Genomic DNA, 19,325 nt, shown 5'->3' on the forward strand with positions numbered 1-19,325 from the left:
AGCGGCCACGAACGCCGCGAGCCCGGCCCCCGTGGACGGGGACCGGGCTCAGCGGTGGCGCGGTGCGTCAGGCCTTGACGAGCGAGCGCAGCACGTACTGCAGGATGCCGCCGTTGCGGTAGTAGTCCGCCTCACCCGGGGTGTCGATGCGCAGCACCGCGTCGAACGCGACGACCGTGCCGTCAGCCTTCGTCGCCGTGACCGCCAGCGTGCGCGGCGTCGTGCCCTCGTTGAGCGCGGTGACGCCCGTGATGTCGAACGTCTCGGTGCCGTCCAGGCCGAGCGAGTCGGCCGACTCCCCCTCCGGGAACTGCAGCGGGAGGACGCCCATCCCGATGAGGTTCGAGCGGTGGATCCGCTCGAAGCTCTCGGTGATGACCGCCTTGACGCCCAGCAGGCTGGTGCCCTTGGCGGCCCAGTCGCGCGACGAGCCGGAGCCGTACTCCTTGCCACCGAGAACGACGAGCGGGATGCCCGCCTCCTGGTAGGCCTGCGACGCGTCGTAGATCGACGACTGCTCACCGGTGAGCAGGTTCTGCGTGAACCCGCCCTCGACGCCGGGGACCAGCTGGTTGCGCAGGCGGATGTTGGCGAACGTGCCGCGGATCATGACCTCGTGGTTGCCGCGGCGCGATCCGTAGGAGTTGAAGTCGCGACGACCCACGCCGTGCTCGGCGAGATAGAGACCTGCCGGGCTGTCGGCCTTGATCGAGCCGGCCGGGCTGATGTGGTCGGTGGTCACCGAGTCGCCCAGCTTGGCCAGCACGCGCGCACCGTGGAAGTCCACGACCGCCGCCGGCTCGGCCTGCATGCCCTCGAAGTACGGGGGCTTGCGGACGTACGTCGACTCGGGGTCCCACTCGAACGTGTCGCCCTCGGGCGTCGGCAGCGCACGCCACCGGTCGTCGCCGCTGAACACGTCCGCGTAGTCCTTGGTGAACATGGCGCGGTCGATCGACGCGTCGATCGTGGTCTGGACCTCGTCGGGCGTCGGCCAGATGTCCCGCAGGAAGATCGGCTGGCCGGCCTCGTCGCGGCCCAGCGGGTCCGCCTCGAAGTCGAAGTCCATGGTCCCGGCGAGCGCGTACGCGATGACCAGCGGCGGCGAGGCCAGGTAGTTCATCTTGATGTCGGGGTTGATGCGCCCCTCGAAGTTGCGGTTGCCCGACAGGACCGCCGCCACGGCGAGGTCGTGCTCCTGGATGGTCTCCGAGACCTTCTCGTCGAGCGGGCCCGAGTTCCCGATGCAGGTGGCGCAGCCGTAGCCGACCAGGTGGAAGCCCAGCTTCTCGAGGTACGGCCACAGGCCGGCCTTCTCGTAGTAGTTGGTGACGACCTGCGAGCCGGGCGCCATCGACGTCTTGACCCACGGCTTGGCGGTCAGGCCCTTCTCGACGGCCTTCTTCGCGACGAGCGCCGCGGCGATCATCACCGACGGGTTCGACGTGTTGGTGCAGCTCGTGATGGACGCGATCGCGACGGCGCCGTGGAACAGGTCGAACGACCGGCCCTCCGTGTCCGTCGTCGGGTACACCCGCATGGCCGACGACGTGATCGCGGGCGAGTCGGACGCCGGGAAGGACTCCCGCTCGGCCTCGTCGACCCCGTTGGTGACCTCGGGCGCGTACGTCGGCAGGTCGCGCTGGAACTGCTCCTTGGCCCGCGACAGCTCGATGCGGTCCTGGGGACGCTTCGGGCCGGCGATGGACGGCACGACGGTGGACAGGTCGAGCTCGAGGTACTCGGAGAACACCGGCTGGACGTAGCTGTCCTGCGTCGGGTCCAGCCACATGCCCTGCTCCTTGGCGTACGCCTCGACGAGCGCGATCTGCTCCTCCGAGCGGCCGGTCAGGCGCAGGTAGTCGATCGTCACGGAGTCGATCGGGAAGATCGCGGCGGTCGAGCCGAACTCCGGGCTCATGTTGCCGATCGTGGCGCGGTTGGCCAGCGGCACCGCGGCGACGCCCTCGCCGTAGAACTCGACGAACTTGCCGACGACGCCGTGCTGGCGCAGCTTCTGCGTGATGGTGAGCACGATGTCGGTCGCCGTGACGCCCAACGGGATGGTGCCCGTCAGCTTGAAGCCGACGACGCGCGGGATGAGCATCGACACGGGCTGGCCGAGCATGGCCGCCTCGGCCTCGATGCCACCGACGCCCCAGCCGAGCACGCCCAGGCCGTTGACCATCGTGGTGTGCGAGTCGGTGCCGACGCACGTGTCGGGATAGGCCTTGCCGTCCCGGACCATCACGACGCGCGCGAGGTACTCGATGTTGACCTGGTGCACGATGCCGGTGCCGGGCGGCACGACCTTGAAGTCGTCGAACGCCGTCTGGCCCCAGCGCAGGAACTGGTAGCGCTCGCGGTTGCGCTCGTACTCGAGCTCGACGTTGCGCTCGAACGCGTCGGCGCGGCCCGCGACGTCGATCTGCACGGAGTGGTCGATGACCAGCTCGGCGGGGGCCAGCGGGTTGATCCGGCTGGCGTCGCCGCCGAGGTCGACGACGGCCTCGCGCATGGTGGCCAGGTCGACCACGCAGGGCACGCCGGTGAAGTCCTGCATGATCACGCGCGCGGGCGTGAACTGGATCTCCGTGTCGGGCTGGGCGTCCGGGTCCCACTCGGCGAGCGCGCGCACGTGGTCCGCCGTGATGTTGGCGCCGTCCTCGGTCCGCAGGAGGTTCTCGGCGAGAACCTTGAGGCTGAACGGCAGGCGTTCCACCCCCGGGACGGCCGAGAGCCGGTAGACCTCGTACGAGGCGTCACCGACCTCGAGTGTTCCCTTCGAACCGAAGCTGTCGACGCTGCTCACGGGGGGCTCCTTCGCTGGCGAGTCTGCCGGTGGTGCTGCCGGGGATGGGTAGTCACCCGGACCGCTGGGCGGTGCGACCTCTCAGCCTAGGTGGCCGGGGTCGCGATTTATCTCGACATCAAGATACATGCTCGCGGGCCCCCGCGCACGCGTGTGCCACATCGGCGCGCCGCGTGCGCGAGGGCCCGCAGGGCCGGTGCTCAGCTGCGCGCGGCCTGCTCCGCGTCGACGGCGTCCTGCGCCTTGCGCTCCGCCTCGATCGCGCGCTGGTGCGAGCGCGGGTCGTAGTCGGGTGTGCCCTGCTTGTGCAGCTCCTGGGTGACCAGCCGCTTGGCCTCCGCCAGCCGGCTGACCGCGTCCTTCTCGCTCACCGTGCCGCTCCTCCCTGCCGGGCCGTGGCCGGTCCGGCGACGACTTCCACGCTAGCCCGGCACCCCTGCCCGCGCACCCAGTCAGCGCGTGAGGACCGCGACCGCCTCGAGGTGGTGCGTCATCGGGAACAGGTCGTAGGCCTGCAGGTCCGCCAAGACGTAGCCGGCGTCGCCGAACAGCGCGATGTCCCGCGCCAGCGCCGCCGGGTCGCACGCCACGTAGACCACCCGCTCCGGCCGGAGCTCCGTGATCCCGGCCACGACCTTGCGGCCGGCGCCGGTCCGCGGCGGGTCGAGCACGACCGCGTCCGCGTGCACCACGTCGGAGTCGGCGTCGAGCCGCCCGGTGAGCACCTGCGCGACGTCGCCGGCGTGCAGCTCGACGTTGCGTCGGTCGTGCAGGTTGCGGCGGGCGTCCTTCACGGCGCGCGCGTCTCCCTCGACCGAGATCACCTCGCCGGTCTCCCCCACCGCGTCGGACAACGGTGCGGTGAACAGGCCGGCACCCGAGTAGAGGTCCAGCACCGCGGCGCCGTCGACGTCTCCCAGACCCGCCAGCACCGCGGCGACCAGCAGGTCCGGCGCCTCGCGGTGCACCTGCCAGAACCCGGCGCCCGCGACCCGGAAGTCGTACCCGACGTCCCCGAGCTGGACGTGCTCCTTGACCGCCGTGCGCGCGTTGGGCCGACCGTCCATCCGACCGCGACCGATGTCGAAGGGCGCTCCGTCGACCAGGACGAGAGGGCTGTCGCCGCTGGACGGGGCGATCGCCTCGACGCGCGCGCCGCCCGACCAGCGGCGGCCGAACAGGTCGAGCGCCGCGATCGCATCGCTGGCCAGCGGCATCGAGTCCAGCAGGTGCACGTCGTGCGAGCGGAAGCCGTGCATGCCTGCGCGGCCCTCCGCGTCGGTGACCAGGTCGATGCGCGTGCGCCACCCGAGGCCGCCGCGCTCGTCGTCACCGGGCGCCGCCTGCACGGGCACGTCGAGGTCGAGCTTCGCCAGCCGGCGCAGCTGCTCGGCGAGCACCGCGGTCTTCCATGCCCGCTGGCCAGGCAGGGACACGTGCGCGAGCTCTCCCCCGCCGACGCCACCGGCACCGGCGGCCGGCCACGCGGACTCGACGCGGTCCGGGGACGCCTCCAGCACCTCGACGGCGTCGGCACGCCAGAACTTGGCGGTCTCCCCCGCGTCGGTCAGCCGGGCCCGGACGCGCTCGCCCGGGAGGGTGTGCCGGACGAAAACGACGCGGCCCTCGTGGCGCGCCACGCAGTGGCCGCCGTGCGCCACCGGGCCGATCTCGAGCTCGACGAGCCCGCTCGTGCTGTCGGAAGACGTCTCAGTAGCCACGCGGAACCGTACCCCGGACCGGCTCCTCGAGACCCGTCTGCCCCTCGGAGGACGCCAGCTGCCAGGGCACGGACGCCACGACGACACCCGGCGTGAACAGCAGCCGGCCCTTGAGGCGCAGCGCCGACTGGTTGTGCAGCAGGTGCTCCCACCAGTGCCCGACCACGTACTCGGGGATGTAGACCACGACGAGGTCGCGCGGGCTGTCCCGCCGGATCGACCGCACGTACGTGAGCACCGGGCGCGTGATCTCCCGGAACGGCGAGTCGAGCACGCGCAACGGCACGGGGATGTTCATCGTCTCCCACTGCTCGCGCAGGACGTCGACGTCCTCCGGGTCGACCCCGACCGTGAGCGCCTCCAGCACCTGCGGCCGGGAGGCGCGTGCGTACGCCAGCGCGCGCATCGTCGGCCGGTGCAGGTGGGACACCAGCACGATGGCGTGCACGCGGCTCGGCAGCGCGCGGGCGGCCTCCGCGTCGGTGCCCAGCGCCAGCTCCTCGCGCACCAGCGCGTAGTGCCGGTGGATGGACTGCATGAGGACGTAGATGATCACCATCGCCAGGATCGCGATCCACGCCCCGTGCGTGAACTTGGTGATGAGCACGATGACGAGCACGGTCGCGGTCATCACCAGACCGACCGAGTTGATGATCCGCGACCGCTTCATCCGCGTGCGGGTGGCGGGATCCGGCTCCGTGCGCAGGTGCCGGGTCCAGTGCCGGACCATGCCCAGCTGGCTGACCGTGAACGACACGAAGACACCGACGATGTAGAGCTGGATCAGTCGGGTGACCTGGGCGTCGAAGGCCCAGATGAGCGCGATCGCGACGAGCGCCAGGGTGACGATGCCGTTGGAGAACGCCAGCCGGTCGCCGCGCGTGTGCAGCTGGCGCGGCAGGTACCCGTCGCGCGCCAGGATCGAGCCGAGCACCGGGAAACCGTTGAACGCCGTGTTGGCCGCGAGCACGAGGATCAGCCCGGTGACCACCGAGATGAGGATCGCGACCACCGGCACGCCCGAGAACACCGCGGAGGACAACTGGCTGATCACGGGGTGCTGGACGTAGCTCTCCCCCACCGGCACGCCGTTCTCCAGCAGCTGCGTCTGCGGGTCGTCCGCGAACACCACCCCCGTCGCCCGGGACAGCAGCAGGATCGACATGATCATCACGATCGACAGGCCGCCGAGCAGAGCGAGGGTCGTCGCCGCGTTCTTCGACTTCGGCTTCTTGAACGCGGGCACGCCGTTGCTGATCGCCTCGACACCGGTCAGGGCAGCACACCCGGACGCGAACGCCCGCAGGATCAGGAAGAACCCGGCGAGTCCCGTGAGGCCCTGGTCGAACGCGGCGTCCGGCGCCAGCTCGAAGCCCGAGCTCTCCGCCATCGTCAGGTTGCCCGTGAGCAGCTGGATCGAGCCGACGACGGCGATCGAGCCGATGGCGAGCATGAACAGGTAGACGGGGAGCGCGAACAGACTCCCCGACTCCTTCACCCCGCGCAGGTTGGCGACCGTGAGGAGCACGACCAGGCCGACGGCGAACAGCGCCTCGTGCCCGCGCAGCGCCGGGAACGCCGACGCGGCGTACTGGGCGCCGGAGGAGATCGACACCGCGACCGTGAGGACGTAGTCGACCAGCAGCGCGCTGGCGACCGTGACGCCGGCGTTCTTGCCGAGGTTGGTCGTCGCGACCTCGTAGTCACCGCCACCCGAGGGGTACGCGTGGACGTTCTGCCGGTACGACGCGACGACGACGAGCATCACCGCGACGACGGCCAGGCCGACCCACGGCGAGATGACGAGCGCCGCCATCCCGGCGAGCGAGAGCGTCAGCAGGATCTCGTCGGGCGCGTACGCCACCGACGAGAGCGCGTCCGACGCGAACACCGGCAGCGCGATGCGCTTCGGCAGGAGCGTGTGACCGAGCCGGTCGCTGCGGACGGGACGTCCGAGCAACAGGCGTTTGGCAGCATCCGCGAGGTCCGACACGATCCGCAATGCTAGGCCCGCGCACGGCCGCCCACACCACCTCACCCGGCGCGCCGGGTGAGGTGGACGGTATAGCGTGCCGCACTGTGCACTTCGTGATCATGGGATGCGGCCGGGTCGGAGCGACGCTGGCGAAGAGCCTGGAGGACAACGGGCACTCGGTGTCCGTCATCGACCAGAATCCCGAGGCCTTCCGGCGGCTCGACTCCGAGTTCGGCGGGAACAAGGTCACCGGGCTCGGCTTCGACCGCGACACCCTCAAGCAGGCGGGGATCGAGGACGCGTTCGCGTTCGCCGCAGTGTCCGACGGCGACAACTCGAACATCCTCGCGGCCCGGGTGGTGCGCGAGACGTTCGGCATCGAGAACGTCGTCGCCCGCATCTACGACCCGCACCGGGCCGAGATCTACCAGCGCCTCGGAATCCCGACGGTCGCGACCGTCCGCTGGACCGCCCACCAGGTCCTGCGTCGGCTCCTCCCGATGGGTGCCACCGACGAGTACCGCGACTCCTCCGGCCAGATCCAGCTCTCCCAGGTCGACGTGCACGTGGGGTGGGTCGGCCTGCCGTTGCGCGCCCTCGAGGACGCCACCGGAGCCCGGATCGCGTACCTCACCCGCTACGGCGACGGCCTCCTGCCGACGTCGACCACCGTCCTGCAGGAGAACGACACCGTGCACGTGCTCATGCGGGCGGACGCCTCCGCCCTGGTCGAACGCATCCTCACGAGCGCACCGGCGGTGACCGCGTGAGGGTCGTCATCGCGGGTGCCGGCTCGGTCGGCCGCTCCATCGCGCGCGAGCTCCTCGGGCACGGCCACGAGGTGACGCTGATCGACCGTCAGCCGTCCGCCATGCGGGTCTCGCAGGTGGCCGAGGCGGACTGGCTGCTGGCGGACGCCTGCGAGCTGCCTACCCTGCGCGAGGTCAAGACCGACGAGTGCGACGTCGTCGTGGCGGCCACGGGCGACGACAAGGCGAACCTCGTGATCTCGCTGCTGGCCAAGACCGAGTTCGGCGTCCCCCGGACGGTCGCCCGCGTGAACAACCCGAAGAACGAGTGGATGTTCGACGAGGCCTGGGGCGTCGACGTCGCCGTCTCGACCCCCCGGATCATGACCGCCATGGTCGAGGAGGCCGTCACGGTCGGGGACCTCGTGCGCATCTTCACGTTCCACCAGTCCCGTGCCGACATCCTCGAGCTCACGCTCCCGGACGACTCGCCGCTGGCCGGGGTGCGCGTGGGTCAGATCGAGTGGCCGGCCGACACGGTACTGGCCTGCATCGTGCGCGACGCGCGGCCCATCGCCCCCAGCCCCGACGACACGCTCGAGGGCCGCGACGAGCTGCTGTTCGTCACGGCCCGGGAAGCGGACGAGGCTGCTCTGGAGGAGCTGCTGACGCACGGACCACGAGCCAGCTGACCCACAGCGCCAGCGCCGTGCCGGGCACGCCCATCACGAGCTTCGCGGTGCCCAGCCAGGTCACCTCGGAGCTGAAGTAGAGCGGCAGCTGGACGGCCAGTCGCAGGCCGAAGAGCGCGACGAAGGGCACGGTCGCCAGCGCGTACGTCCTCCGCAGCGGGCGGTCCTGACGCCACGCGACGGCCCCGGCCCACGACCCGCCCTCGTTGAGCGGACCGACCTTCGAGAACAGGCCGACGACGAGGCCGACGAGCGGCCAGCCGATGACGATGGTGAGCAGCGTCCCGAGGAACCAGGAGACGTTCACCCACAGCCCGTAGGCGAAGAAGTCCTTGGCGTCGCCGGTCCGCCACGCCCACAGCACGCCGATCCCGACGCCGAGGAAGCCCCCGAACGCCTGCGTCGGTGCCTGCCGCTGGACGAGCCGGACGACGACCGTGATGACAGCGGCCGAGAGCGCGACGACGAGTGCCGGCGCGAGCGTCTGCCCCGTCGCGATGTACACGACGACGAACAACATGCCGGGTGCGACGGACTCGATGATCCCGCGCACACCCCCGACGGCGTCCGACGCGGAGAAGGTGTCCGACGTCAGCACCTTCATCCCGCGCGCGGGGCCGTCCTGAGGATCTGTGCCGTCGTCGACGTCGTCGACGCCAGCGATGACGTCGTCCGGGTCCCTGCGCTCCGGCTCACTCACCGGGACGCGGCCTGAGCTCGTAGCGGGGGTTGAACACGGTCCGCCGACCGTCGATCAGGCACACGAGCCCTTCGATCTTCAGCCGACGCCCGGGCGTGACGCCACCGATCTCCCGGCGACCCAGCCACACCAGGTCGAGCGCGCCGCTGCCGTCGTACAGCTCGGCCTCGAGGGCGGGCACGCCTTCCCGAGGCCGCAACGTGACCGACCGGATGACGCCGGAGACACTCGCGCGGGAACGGTCCGCCAGCTGGTCGACCGGCGTGCAGCCGACCGAGCGGTGGGCGTCGGCGCGCTCCTCGTCGGCCTCGATCTCGGCCTGCGACGCGACCGCCTTCTTCAGGCGCTCCTTGAGGCTCATCGGATCTCCGTGATCTCCGGGCCCCGGGTCAGCGGGTCGAAGTCGGGAGCCGCAGGAGCGTCAGTCGCGTCGGTCGCCTCGGCCGCCTCGACCGGCGCGGCGTCGCCGGAGGACTTGAGGTTAGGCGTGCCGGGTCCCGGCAGACGGAGCGTGAGCAGGTCCCGGGGCGGACGGGCGTCCGTGCCACGGACGACGACGATCCCGGCGAACAGCTGCTCGAGGGCGGTCGCGGCCGACGGGTCCACCGCCGCGCGACCGGTGATGACGCCCCGCACGAACCACCGGGGACCGTCGGCGCCGACGAACCGGGCCGGCCGGTGCCCCGTGCGCCCCTCGGGCGTCCGGACGGGGAGGCGGGCCAGGAGCTCGCGGCCGAAGGGACCGGGCAGGTCGTCGGCGGAGCCGCCCTGCTGCGTCACGGACTCGGCGATCTCGGCGCGGATCTCGTCCCAGATGCCGTCGGTCCGCGGTGCGGCGAACGCCTGCACCTGCAGCGACGAGCCGTCCAGGAGGATCGAGGCGGCGGACACCACGTTCGTCGCCTTGTCGATCTCCATCCGCAGCTCCATGCCCTGCACGCCGGGCAGGAGGATGGCGCCGAGGTCCACGCGCGGCAGGTCGTCGTCGACCTGCGAGGCGTCCCACGGTCCACCCGTCCGCTCGACGGGGGCCGGTCGTACGTCGTCGATCTCGTCGATCTCGTCGCCGCCGTCGACCGCGGTCGACTCGTCGACGTCGGTCTCCACCGCGTCTTGGGGGGCGGGATCCTTCCCACCACGCCGGAACAGCGCCACGTGCTCACTCCTCTTCGACGCGCTCGCACGCATCAGTTGCCAACAGATCGACAGTAGTCCCGACCTAGTGGGTCGGCGCAGCCTTCCAGCCACCGCTCGACCCGAAACCGCCCTCGCCGCGGTGCGACCCGGGCAGCTGCTCCGCCTCGACGAAGCGGACGCGCTCCACGCGCTGGATGACCAGCTGGGCGATCCGGTCGCCCCGGTGCAGCTCGATCGGGTGCTCGACGTCGGTGTTCAGGAGCGTCACGGCGATCTCTCCGCGGTAGCCCGCGTCGACGGTGCCGGGGGCGTTGACGATGGTGAGCCCGTGCCGCATGGCCAGCCCGGAACGTGGGTGCACGAACGCCGCGAAGCCGTCGGGCAGCGCGATGGCCACCCCGGTGGGGACGGTCACGCGGCCCTGCGGCGGGATCACGACGTCGATCCTGGAGACCAGGTCGGCGCCGGCGTCACCGGGGTGCGCGTAGGCGGGCGCGGGAAGCTCGGGGTCGAGGCGCAGGAGGAGCACCTCGGTGCTGGGATCGGCCGTCACGGGGCCCGACCCTACCCGCCGGATGGGATGCTGGGTGCATGCCTGAAGCTTCCCGTGGAACCCCGCTGCCCTCGCCCCGGGCGACCACGCCGACCTATGCCGAGCGGCTGTGGCTCGGGCCGCTCGGCTGGGTCCTGCTCGTCGTGTTCGCCGCCATGATGGCCGTCGCGTTCCTCCCCCTGGACCCGCGCGTCGCGACCCTGGTCGGCGTCGGTGTCCTGGTCGTCGGCGCAGTCGTCCTGGTGGGACTGGCGCCGCGCGTCGAGGTGCGCGACGGCGTGTTCCGCGCCGGTGGGGCGCACATCCCGGTGGAGCTCCTCGGCCCCGCCGTGCCGCTCGACGCGGACGCGACCCGGGCCGAGCTGGGCCCGAAGCTGGATGCGCGCGCGCACCTGTGCCTGCGCGGCTGGATCCACTCGGCGGTCCGGGTCGAGGTCCACGACCCGCAGGACCCGACGCCGTACTGGGTGGTGTCCACCCGCCGGCCGGCGGCGCTCGCCGCCGCCCTGCACGCCTGAGGGTCGGCCGCCCGGTCGTGCGGGGCGGCCGACCCTCAGGTCAGGCGTGGGCGGTCGGGTGAAGACCGTCAGGCAGCGCACTCCGAGCAGACGGGACGACCGTCGCGCTCGTAGGCAAGCTGGCTGCGGTGGTGGACCAGGTAACAGCTCGAGCAGGTGAACTCGTCCGCCTGCCGAGGCAGCACGCGCACGGAGAGCTCTTCGCCGGACAGGTCCGCGCCCGGGAGCTCGAACCCTTCGGCCGCCTCGGTCTCGTCCTCGTCCACCACGCCCGAGTTCTTGTCGGAGCGCCGAGCCTGAAGCTCCTGGAGCGAGTCCTCGCTCAGGTCCTCTTCGGTCTTGCGCGGGGCGTCGTAGTCGGTAGCCATGTGTGGCGTCACACTCCGTGGTCTTGATGGAAACGCATACGCGGGATCAATGCACGCGACGCGCTTTTTGTTCCCGCGCGCGGTGGGATTCTGCACCACTTTCGAGCCCCGTGCGAACCGGACGCGCGACCGATTTCGTCACACGTGCCGTGAGAGCGTTTTCATAGGTCGGAGTCGGCGTCGAGCGCCTCCAGGAACGCCCTCAGGTCCTCGACCCGTCCGGGGGGTCCCCCGACGGTCATCGACTCCTGGGCCGCCTGCCCCCGAAGCCCCGTGACCAGCGCGCCTGCCTCCTGCGCGACCAGCGCGCCCGCCGCGAGGTCCCACGGCTGGAGCCCTCGTTCGTAGTACAGGTCGAGAGTTCCGGCGGCCAGCGCGCACAGATCTAGGGACGCACAACCGACGCGACGAATATCACGTACCTGCGGCAACAGTTCCGCGACGATTCGTCCCTGCACACGCCTGCGCGAGGCGACGTATCCGAAGCCCGTCCCGACGAGCGAGTCGATCAACGGTCGCGCCGCACCCACGCGCAGGCCGACCCCGTCGAGCGTCGCGCCCAGCCCACGGCCCGCCGTGAACGTCCGGCCGTCCTCGGGCGCGAAGACGCACCCCGCGAGCGCGGTCCAGGTCGCCGGGTCCGGGGCGGCGGTCGGGTCGGGACCGACCACGGCGGCGACGGACACCGCGTAGCTCGCGGACCCGTAGAGGTAGTTGACGGTCCCGTCGATAGGGTCCACCACCCACGTCACGCCGGAGGTGCCGGGCCGGAACGCCTCCTCCTCGCCGAGGATCGCGTCGTCGGGACGCAGCTCGGCCAGGCGGCGTCGCAGGAGCGACTCGGACGCGAGGTCCATCGCCGTGACCACGTCCTGGTCGCTGGACTTCGTGGCCGCCACGGTGACGAGCTGTCGTCGCCCGTCCCGCACGAGCGCTCCGGCCTCCCGGGCGAGCAGCTCGGCGACCGCCATGAGCGCGCGGACCTGGTCAGGAGATTCGGGGTTCACCCGTCCATCCTCCCAGCAGGCACTCAGTGCACCGATCCCCGCCACGGGCCGGGCGCCTTGAGCTGGAACCGCAGGGCGCCCACCCGCAGCACGAACACGGCGATCACGACGACCACGCTCGTCGCGGTGGTGAGCACCTCCTGCCACCACAGGATCGCGGTGGCGGTCGACCCGAGGAGCGCGGGGATCGCGTAGAGCTGGCGGTGGTGCAGGACCACCGGCACCTCCCCCGAGAGCAGGTCGCGCAGCACTCCCCCGCCGACGCCGGTCATCACGCCGACGATGACCGCCGCGGTGAGCGTCGTGCCGTACTCGAGACCCTTCGTCGTGCCGACGACGCTGAACAGGGCGAGCGCCCCGGCGTCCAGGACCACGATGAAGCGACGCGCCCGTTCGAGCCGGGGGTGGAAGAAGTAGATGACGGTGGCACCGGCGACGGCGGTCGCGATGAACCGCCAGTTCGAGATCCCGACGGGCGGCACCGCGCCGATGAGGACGTCGCGCAGGATGCCACCGCCCAGCCCGGCCGCCCACGCGAGCACCATGATCCCGAACACGTCGAACTGCTTGCGCACCGCGGCCAGCGCCCCGGACATCGCGCCGACGAAGACCCCGACGAGCTCGAGGACGGGCTCCAGGGGGATGTCTGTGTCCACGGCGCCGATCATCGCAGCGGCACCCCGGCAGGCGTCGAAGGCTGCCGACGACGCCCCGATACGCCGGTGATCATGCGCCGCACCGCTGCGGGTGCACGCCGACGGGCCGGATCGGTGGCAGGCTCGTGCCGAGTTCCCGGGAGGTCGCATGGGTGAGCTGGAGCTGGTGGGTCTGCACGAGGACGGGGAGCATCTCGTCCTGGTGGCCCCGGACGGGGCGCGCTTTCGTGTGCGCATCGACGAACCGCTGCGCGCTGCGGTGCGCCGCGACCGCCCGCAGCTCGAGCAGCTGCGCGCCGAGAGCGCCGGGACCCTGAGCCCGCGGGAGATCCAGGCACGCATCCGTGCGGGCGCGACGACGCAGGAGGTGGCGGACTCCGCCGGCCTGCCCGTGGAGCGCGTCCGCCGGTACGAGGGCCCCGTGCTCGCCGAGCGCGAGCACGTGGCGGAGCAGGCGCGTGCCACCCGGGTCGGACGGGACGCCGGCGCGCCGACGCTCGGTGACCTGGTGACGGACCGTCTCGCCGCGCGCGGCGTCGACCCCGCCTCGCTCGCGTGGGATGCCGCGCGTGACGCGTCGGGGCCGTGGGTCGTCCTCGCGCGGTTCGCCGTGGGTGACGTCGAGCACGAGGCACGGTGGACCTTCGACCTGGCCAAGCGCACCGTCGTCGCCGACGAGGACGAGGCGCGCTGGCTCTCGGAGACCGAGCTGCCCGACGAGCCCGTCTCCCGCCGCCACCTCGCCGCCGTGCGCGACGTGGTCTTCGACTTCCAGGGCGACGGCACCCTGCACACCCCGCAGGACGTCGTCGTCGACGAGCCCGAGCCCCTGCCCGACCCCCAGGAGGAGACCGCGTCGCTCCTGGACGACCTGCGTAGCCGGCGCGGGGTCCGGCAGGCCGTCGAGCTCGACGACGACTCGGAGGAGTTCGAGGGCTTCGGACCGCAGCACGCGTTCGACTTCGGACGACCCGACGCGTCCGTGCCCGGCGCCCATCCCGTCGACGCCGACCCCGCTGCCGAGGCTCAGGTCTACCCGGCTCCTGCGGTCGTGCCCGAACCGGTCACCACCCCGGCGGCGGCGGTCGAGCACGACGACAGCGAGCGACCCCGCGCACGCCGCGGCCGCGCCAAGGTGCCCAGCTGGGACGAGATCGTCTTCGGCGCCAAGCCCGAGTAGGGGTTCTCAGGCGGTCGAGTCCTGCGCGGACGTGAGCGTCTGCGCGCTCGGCGAGGACGCGCGGGCCGTGGCGGCGGTCATGCGTCGCATGTGGTGGCGACGGCACAGGACCTCGTAGCCGACCTCGTCGGCACCGGCCTCGACGTCCCCGACGACGACCTGAGCACCCTCGACGACCATGGTCCCGCCGATGGTCCGGGCGTTGTGCGTCGCTCGCGAGCCGCACCAGCACAGTGCGCGGACCTGCAGGATCTCGACGCGGTCGGCCAGCTCGACCAGCCGGGCGGCACCGGGGAAGAGCCGGGCCCGGAAGTCGGTCGAGATGCCGAACACGTAGACGTCCACCCCGAGCTCGTCGACGACCCGGGCCAGCTGCTCCACCTGGTCCGCCGTGTAGAACTGCGCCTCGTCGCCGATGAGGTAGTCGACGGGCCGACCACGCGTCCGGCGGGAGATGACGTCCGACCAGAAGTCGGTCGCGTCGTCCACCTCGTGCGCCCGCTGCGTGAGCCCGAGCCGGGAGGAGATGGTCGCCGCGCCGGCGCGGTCGTGCCGCGTGAACAGCACACCGTCGCGGCCCCGCGCGGCGTGGTTGTGGTGCATCTGAAGTGCGAGCGTCGACTTGCCGCTGTCCATCGTGCCGGAGAAGAACACCAGCTCGGCCATCAGGCGACCACCAGGCACGGGACGAGCATCTCGTGACGGGTCAGCGATCCGTGCACCCCGACGAGGTCCAGCGACGCCGGGGTCTGGGTCCGGGAGTCGACCACGGTCGCGCGCCCCGCCATCGCCACCACCACGTCCCCGATCACGGGTGCGACGTGCTCGGCGACCTCACCGAACCAGGCGTCGGCCATCGCCTCGGCGCGTGTCACGACGACCGCCGCAGGACCGAGCACGTCCCGCCACCGGTCCGCGACGTGCGTCGGGTCCGCTCCCGGCTCGAGGTGCAGGTGCAGCGCGCGCGGCTCCCCCGCGACGAGCGCGACTCCGGCGCCGAGGACGGCGTCGGTCCCGACGTCCCACCGCTGCGTACGGTCCACGTCGACCATCCCGTGGTCGGCCGTCACGACCAGGAGGGTGTCCCGGGGCAGCAGCCGCGCGAGCCTGCCCAGCTCGGCGTCGAGCTCGGCGAGCGCGTCTCCCCACTGCCAGGACCCCCACCCGTGGTGGTGGCCCGCCTTGTCGACGTCCCCCCAGTACAGGTAGGCCACGCCCGGTTGCCGCAGCGCGTCCACGGTGGCGTCGACGCGCGCCGCGAGCGACTCGGCCGCCTTGTAGGTGGGTCCACGCAGGGCGGCCTCGGTGAGCCCGGAGCCCGCGAACCGCGCCGGGCCGATGCTGGTCACGGCGGTGCCGGCCGCGACGAGACGCTCGAACACGGTCGTCTCGCGCTGCCACTGCCGCGCGGGCGGCAGGCCGGTCCAGCTGACCAGGTTGCCCAGACCGCCGGTCGCGGGGTCACGGACCGTGTATCCGAGCATCCCCGTGCGACCCGGCGGCAGCGCGACACCGAACGTGCCCATCGCGGTGGCGGTCGTGGAGGGGAACGTGCTGGTCAGTGGCGTGGAGCCACCGAGCCGACGACGCAGGAACGGTGCGTGTCCCGCGCGTTCGGCGAGGTTGGCGTGCCCGAGCCCGTCGACCAGCACCACGCAGACCCGGGTCGCGTCGGGGAGCCCGAGCAGGCGCTGCGAGTCGGCCGCCTCCGGCACGTCGACCACGCCGAGCGCACCGGCGACGGCCGGGAGCACCCGGCCCAGGCACGGGTGGTCCGAGCCCGGCGCCACGAGGTCGGCTGCCTCGAGCACGGCGCGCACGCGCGACGGGACCGTCGACAGCGGTGTCGTCGCCGGCGACTCGAGGTCGGTCATCGGGCCCGGGCGCTCGCCGCGGACAGCTGCCGGGCGAATGCCGTGGCGGCGCGCACCGAGTCGAGACCCTCCGCGGCCGCACTCACCCGCACGACCACGTCGTCGGGCGCGAGGGTCCCGGTCAGGCCGTGGTCCGCGTCGCAGTTCGGGTCGCCGCAGGTGGCCGGCTCCAGGTCCACCCGGGAGACCGCGCCCCAGCCGACCACCAGGGTCAGCTCCTGCGCGGGCCGGCCGCGCTCGTGCTTCTCCGGCAGCGGCACGACGTGGGTCAGCGCCACCGACGTGAGCTCCGCCAGCGGAACCGCCTCGGTCGTGGCCGACGCAGACGCCGACGGGTGCTCGGAGTCCGCGGGGTGGTCGTCGACGTGGGCGACGATCAGCCGTGTGGGTGTCAGCACCAGCACGGTGACGTGGCGGCGCACCTCGGCCGCGTCGAACGTCGTCTCGGGGTGGACCAGGTGAGCCACGACCTCTTCGTCGGCCAGGGCCACGTCCAGCACGTCGACGACGAGCTCGGGGTAGTAACCGGCACGGTGGAGATCGTGGTGCAGGGCGGGAGCAGCAGCGGGCACGCGCCCATCCTCCCACCTCACGGGGCGTGTCCCGCGAGCGTGCACAGGGTCACACCCTCGGGAGCCGTCGGGTGGCGTCAGCACGGTCCGCGCGGGACACCGCGGCGCGGGCGCCGAGGACCGCCACGCCGTGCTCGGACACGACCACCGGGTTGAGCTCCAGCGAGCGCAGCTCCGGCAGGTCGTCGGCGAGCACCGCGACGCGGGCGATGAGGTCCTCCAGCGCCGCGACGTCCAGCGCCGGCAACCCGCGGTACCCGAAGAGCCGAGGGGCTGCGCGGGCCGTGCGGACCAGCTCGGAGACGTCCACGTCGGTGAGCGGCGGCACGCCGTACGCGACGTCACCGAGCAGGTCGGAGGCGTCGCCGGCCAGCCCGAAGCTGATGATCGGGCCGAACAGGGGGTCCTCGACCGAGCGCACGACGCACGCGGAACCGTGCGGGGCCATCGCCTGCACCTCCAGGGGCTCGTCCCCGTCCGTCGTCTCGAACCCCGCGGCGAGCGCGAGCACCTGCGCCACGTCCGCCCGCAGCTCCGCCTCGTCCTCGACGTCCAGGCGGACCCCGCCGAGGTCGGCCCGGTGACGCAGCGCCGGCACGGTCGTCTTGAGCGCGACCGGCCAGCCGATCCGTTCTGCGGCGGCGACGGCGTCGTCGGCGTCGTGCACACGGGTCGACGGCACCACCGGCACGCCGACGGTGGCGAGCAGCTGCGCGACCTGGCTGCTGTCGAGCGCCAGGGCGGTGTCGCCCGAGGCGTCCGCACCGAGCCATCCCGCCACGAGCCGGCGGGCGGCCCGTGTCTCGGCGCCCTCGGGGTGCAGGGGCCGCCCGCGGTCGCTGTCCCGCCAGCGCGCGTAGCGGGCGGCGTGCCCGAGCGCCAGGGCGGCGTCCTCGGGCGTGCTGTACGCGGGGACCGTCCACTCCCGGTCGTCGTCGTCGCGGGCGGTCAGCTCCGGTGTCAGGCCGTGCAGGTCGTAGATGCACGCCACGGTCGTCCGCCGGGACCGCGCGGCCCGCTGCGCGACCGCGTCCTGCAGCACGGTGTCGGGACCGCCGACGGTCGGGATGCGGACGACCACGACGACGTCGCTGTCGGGGTCGTCGTAGAGGGCGTCGACCGCCGCCCGGACCCGGTCCGGCGGGGCGTCCTCGGCGAGCAGCTGGACGTGCCCGCTGACCACGAGCCCGGCCGCCGCGACAGCCTCGGCGACGAGGGCGGCCACCGACGCGGAGCTCGCCAGGATCGCCGTGCGGCGGCCGGCGGGCAGCGGCTGGTGCGCGAGCACCTGGGCGACGTCGAGGAGCTGGTGCGTGTTCTCGACGCGCACCACCCCGGACTGGCGCAGCATCTCCGCGAGCGTGCGCGGTGGGGCGTGCGTCGGCCGCACGGCGTGCCCCGGTGGCACCACCTGGCCGGACCGCCCGGCGGTCACGACGATCACGGGCTTGATCAGCGACAGTCGCCGGGCCACCCGGGAGAACTTGCGCGGGTTGCCCAGCGACTCCAGGTACAGCCCGACGACGTCCGTGCCGTCGTCATCGGCCCAGAACTGCATCAGGTCGTTGCCGGACACGTCGGCGCGGTGACCGGCGGACACGAACTGCGAGACCCCGATGCCCCGGCGTCGCACCGCCGCGAGCAGCGCGACGGACAGCGGGGCGGACTGGCAGAACAGCCCGACCCGCCCCGACGCCGGCGGGGACTTCGCCAGGGACGCGTTGAGCTGCAGGCCGCCCTCGCGCGTCGAGACGATCCCGTAGGAGCTGGGACCGACCACCCGCATGCCCGACCCGTGCGCCGCGCGGAGCACCGCGCGCTGCCGGTCCAGGCCGTCGGGGCCGTCCTCGGCGAACCCCGCACTCAGCAGGACGATCCCGTGCACGTCGAGGCGCGCGAGGTCCCGGGCCACGTCGGACGCCGCGGCGGCGGGCACGGCGACGACGGCGAGCTCGACCGGCCCGGGGACGTCCGCGATCCGGGCGTGCACCGGCAGCGGCGGGTCGCCCGGGACGGCGACCGCGTGCACGACGACGGACGGGTCCCCGACGAGCAGGTCCGCCAGCACGCGCGAGGCCAGCCGGCCCTCGAGCGTCTCGCCCGCCTCCGTCCCCGGCCCGACGACGACGACCGACGACGCGTGCAGGACGCCGCGCATCGACAGCGCCTCCGCGCGGTGCTCGCGGTCGGCCATCACGGCCAGCGAGCGGTCGGTCGGGTCGATGTCGAAGCCGACCGCGACGATGCCGTCCTCGGTCCGCTGCCGGACCTCGTACCCGGCCTGCTTGAAGACGGCGATCATGCGGCCGTTCTGCGGCAGGACCTCGGCGACGAACCGTCGCACGCCCCGCTCGCGTGCGGCCGCGGCCAGGTGCTCGAGCAGCACGGAACCCAGGCCACGTCCCTGGTGGGCGTCGGCGATGTTGAACGCGACCTCGGCCTCGTCGGTGCCGATGCGGTCGTACCTCGCGACGCCGATGATCTGGTCAGCACCCGTAGGTCCTGCCCCACTCGACACCGCGACCAGCGCCACCCGGTCGACGTGGTCGACGTTGACCAGCCGCGCCAGGTCCCGCTCGGACAGCCGCTCGAGCGGTGCGAAGAAGCGCAGGTACGTCGACCGTTCGGACTGCCCGACGTGGAACGCCTGCAGGGCGTCGGCGTCGTCGGGACGCAGCGGCCGCACGTGCGTGGTCGAGCCGTCGTGCAGCACGACGTCCGCCTCCCAGGCGGCCGGGTACGCGAGACCCGGACGCGGGTGGCCGTCAGCCGTGACGTCTGCCATGACGGTCACGCTAGTGCGGGCAGCAG

At 72.6% G+C, this 19,325-nt stretch carries 19 protein-coding genes; 4 read left to right on the forward strand and 15 right to left on the reverse strand.

What is annotated here, in order from left to right; all coding sequences use genetic code 11:
* Positions 1-67 precede the first annotated feature (67 nt).
* The 4 genes from acnA to ACXJKF_RS08655 form a co-directional block, all read right to left on the reverse strand.
* Positions 68-2,812, reverse strand: coding sequence for an aconitate hydratase AcnA (gene acnA / locus ACXJKF_RS08640; protein ID WP_456787329.1), 2,745 nt, complete (start codon positions 2,810-2,812; stop codon positions 68-70).
* A 200-nt stretch (positions 2,813-3,012) separates the two neighbouring features.
* Positions 3,013-3,183, reverse strand: coding sequence for a hypothetical protein (locus ACXJKF_RS08645; protein WP_055913928.1), 171 nt, complete (start codon positions 3,181-3,183; stop codon positions 3,013-3,015).
* Between the two features lie 81 nt (positions 3,184-3,264).
* Complete coding sequence (locus ACXJKF_RS08650; RefSeq protein ID WP_456787330.1) at positions 3,265-4,533, reverse strand: class I SAM-dependent RNA methyltransferase; 1,269 nt, start codon at positions 4,531-4,533, stop codon at positions 3,265-3,267.
* The gene (locus ACXJKF_RS08655; protein ID WP_456787331.1) at positions 4,523-6,526 is read right to left on the reverse strand and encodes an APC family permease; all 2,004 of its coding nucleotides are present in this window, start codon (positions 6,524-6,526) and stop codon (positions 4,523-4,525) included. The genes ACXJKF_RS08650 and ACXJKF_RS08655 overlap by 11 nt, the downstream gene beginning before the upstream one ends.
* A gap of 101 nt (positions 6,527-6,627) precedes the next feature.
* Here ACXJKF_RS08655 and ACXJKF_RS08660 point away from each other — a divergent pair, with 101 nt between their 5' ends.
* Positions 6,628-7,278 carry a potassium channel family protein gene (locus ACXJKF_RS08660; RefSeq protein WP_456787374.1) on the forward strand — a complete coding sequence of 217 codons (651 nt, stop codon included), beginning with the start codon at positions 6,628-6,630 and terminating at the stop codon, positions 7,276-7,278.
* Positions 7,275-7,949, forward strand: coding sequence for a potassium channel family protein (locus ACXJKF_RS08665; protein WP_456787332.1), 675 nt, complete (start codon positions 7,275-7,277; stop codon positions 7,947-7,949). The genes ACXJKF_RS08660 and ACXJKF_RS08665 overlap by 4 nt, the downstream gene beginning before the upstream one ends.
* Here the strand turns inward: ACXJKF_RS08665 and ACXJKF_RS08670 are convergent.
* The 4 genes from ACXJKF_RS08670 to dut all read right to left on the reverse strand — a co-directional run bounded on the left by ACXJKF_RS08670 (position 7,882) and on the right by dut (position 10,339).
* Positions 7,882-8,649 carry a DUF3159 domain-containing protein gene (locus ACXJKF_RS08670; RefSeq protein ID WP_456787333.1) on the reverse strand — a complete coding sequence of 256 codons (768 nt, stop codon included), beginning with the start codon at positions 8,647-8,649 and terminating at the stop codon, positions 7,882-7,884. The two genes, ACXJKF_RS08665 and ACXJKF_RS08670, sit on opposite strands and share 68 nt — an antisense overlap.
* Positions 8,642-9,010: an OB-fold nucleic acid binding domain-containing protein gene (locus ACXJKF_RS08675; protein ID WP_056584684.1), complete on the reverse strand. Its 369-nt coding sequence runs from the start codon at positions 9,008-9,010 to the stop codon at positions 8,642-8,644. The genes ACXJKF_RS08670 and ACXJKF_RS08675 overlap by 8 nt, the downstream gene beginning before the upstream one ends.
* Entirely contained in the window at positions 9,007-9,804 is a 798-nt protein-coding gene (locus tag ACXJKF_RS08680; RefSeq protein WP_456787334.1) for a DUF3710 domain-containing protein, read from the reverse strand. Before ACXJKF_RS08680 ends, ACXJKF_RS08675 begins: the two co-directional genes overlap by 4 nt.
* Positions 9,805-9,868: 64 nt before the next feature.
* A complete protein-coding gene (dut, locus tag ACXJKF_RS08685) occupies positions 9,869-10,339 on the reverse strand; it encodes a dUTP diphosphatase (protein ID WP_456787335.1) in 471 nt (156 codons plus the stop codon).
* 38 nt (positions 10,340-10,377) lie between these two features.
* Here dut and ACXJKF_RS08690 point away from each other — a divergent pair, with 38 nt between their 5' ends.
* On the forward strand, positions 10,378-10,857 hold the full coding sequence (locus tag ACXJKF_RS08690; RefSeq protein ID WP_456787336.1) for a DUF3093 domain-containing protein: 480 nt from the start codon (positions 10,378-10,380) through the stop codon (positions 10,855-10,857).
* A 68-nt stretch (positions 10,858-10,925) separates the two neighbouring features.
* On the opposite strand, the gene ACXJKF_RS08695 is transcribed toward ACXJKF_RS08690, so the two are convergent.
* The 3 genes from ACXJKF_RS08695 to ACXJKF_RS08705 form a co-directional block, all read right to left on the reverse strand.
* Positions 10,926-11,225, reverse strand: coding sequence for a DUF4193 domain-containing protein (locus ACXJKF_RS08695; protein ID WP_055913906.1), 300 nt, complete (start codon positions 11,223-11,225; stop codon positions 10,926-10,928).
* A gap of 161 nt (positions 11,226-11,386) precedes the next feature.
* The gene (locus ACXJKF_RS08700; protein WP_456787375.1) at positions 11,387-12,196 is read right to left on the reverse strand and encodes an inositol monophosphatase family protein; all 810 of its coding nucleotides are present in this window, start codon (positions 12,194-12,196) and stop codon (positions 11,387-11,389) included.
* Between the two features lie 59 nt (positions 12,197-12,255).
* Positions 12,256-12,888 (reverse strand): trimeric intracellular cation channel family protein, encoded by a 633-nt coding sequence (locus ACXJKF_RS08705; RefSeq protein WP_456787337.1) that lies wholly within the window; start codon positions 12,886-12,888, stop codon positions 12,256-12,258.
* Positions 12,889-13,036: 148 nt separating this feature from the next.
* On the opposite strand from ACXJKF_RS08705, the gene sepH reads away from it, so the two are divergent.
* On the forward strand, positions 13,037-14,068 hold the full coding sequence (gene sepH, locus ACXJKF_RS08710) for a septation protein SepH (protein ID WP_456787338.1): 1,032 nt from the start codon (positions 13,037-13,039) through the stop codon (positions 14,066-14,068).
* A 6-nt stretch (positions 14,069-14,074) separates the two neighbouring features.
* Here sepH and ACXJKF_RS08715 read toward each other — a convergent pair whose 3' ends face one another.
* The 4 genes from ACXJKF_RS08715 to ACXJKF_RS08730 are packed head-to-tail and all read right to left on the reverse strand — an operon-like array spanning position 14,075 to position 19,299.
* Positions 14,075-14,734, reverse strand: a complete 660-nt coding sequence (locus tag ACXJKF_RS08715; protein WP_456787376.1) for a thymidine kinase — start codon at positions 14,732-14,734, stop codon at positions 14,075-14,077.
* The gene (locus ACXJKF_RS08720) at positions 14,734-15,942 is read right to left on the reverse strand and encodes an alkaline phosphatase family protein (protein WP_456787339.1); all 1,209 of its coding nucleotides are present in this window, start codon (positions 15,940-15,942) and stop codon (positions 14,734-14,736) included. The genes ACXJKF_RS08715 and ACXJKF_RS08720 overlap by 1 nt, the downstream gene beginning before the upstream one ends.
* Positions 15,939-16,514 (reverse strand): DUF5998 family protein, encoded by a 576-nt coding sequence (locus ACXJKF_RS08725; RefSeq protein WP_055913890.1) that lies wholly within the window; start codon positions 16,512-16,514, stop codon positions 15,939-15,941. The genes ACXJKF_RS08720 and ACXJKF_RS08725 overlap by 4 nt, the downstream gene beginning before the upstream one ends.
* A 49-nt stretch (positions 16,515-16,563) precedes the next feature.
* Entirely contained in the window at positions 16,564-19,299 is a 2,736-nt protein-coding gene (locus ACXJKF_RS08730; protein WP_456787340.1) for a GNAT family N-acetyltransferase, read from the reverse strand.
* Positions 19,300-19,325: the final 26 nt, after the last annotated feature.

This window comes from Cellulomonas sp. P5_C5, assembly GCF_054049655.1.

Coding starts and splice junctions, on each gene's coding strand:
- ACXJKF_RS08660 (WP_456787374.1), top strand. CDS start 6,628: ATGGGATGCGGCCGGGTCGGAGCGACGCTGGCGAAGAGCCTGGAGGAC.
- ACXJKF_RS08695 (WP_055913906.1), bottom strand. CDS start 11,225: ATGGCTACCGACTACGACGCCCCGCGCAAGACCGAAGAGGACCTGAGC.
- sepH (WP_456787338.1), top strand. CDS start 13,037: ATGGGTGAGCTGGAGCTGGTGGGTCTGCACGAGGACGGGGAGCATCTC.
- ACXJKF_RS08730 (WP_456787340.1), bottom strand. CDS start 19,299: ATGGCAGACGTCACGGCTGACGGCCACCCGCGTCCGGGTCTCGCGTAC.
- ACXJKF_RS08690 (WP_456787336.1), top strand. CDS start 10,378: ATGCCTGAAGCTTCCCGTGGAACCCCGCTGCCCTCGCCCCGGGCGACC.
- ACXJKF_RS08700 (WP_456787375.1), bottom strand. CDS start 12,196: ATGGCGGTCGCCGAGCTGCTCGCCCGGGAGGCCGGAGCGCTCGTGCGG.
- ACXJKF_RS08715 (WP_456787376.1), bottom strand. CDS start 14,734: ATGGCCGAGCTGGTGTTCTTCTCCGGCACGATGGACAGCGGCAAGTCG.
- ACXJKF_RS08720 (WP_456787339.1), bottom strand. CDS start 15,942: ATGACCGACCTCGAGTCGCCGGCGACGACACCGCTGTCGACGGTCCCG.
- ACXJKF_RS08675 (WP_056584684.1), bottom strand. CDS start 9,010: ATGAGCCTCAAGGAGCGCCTGAAGAAGGCGGTCGCGTCGCAGGCCGAG.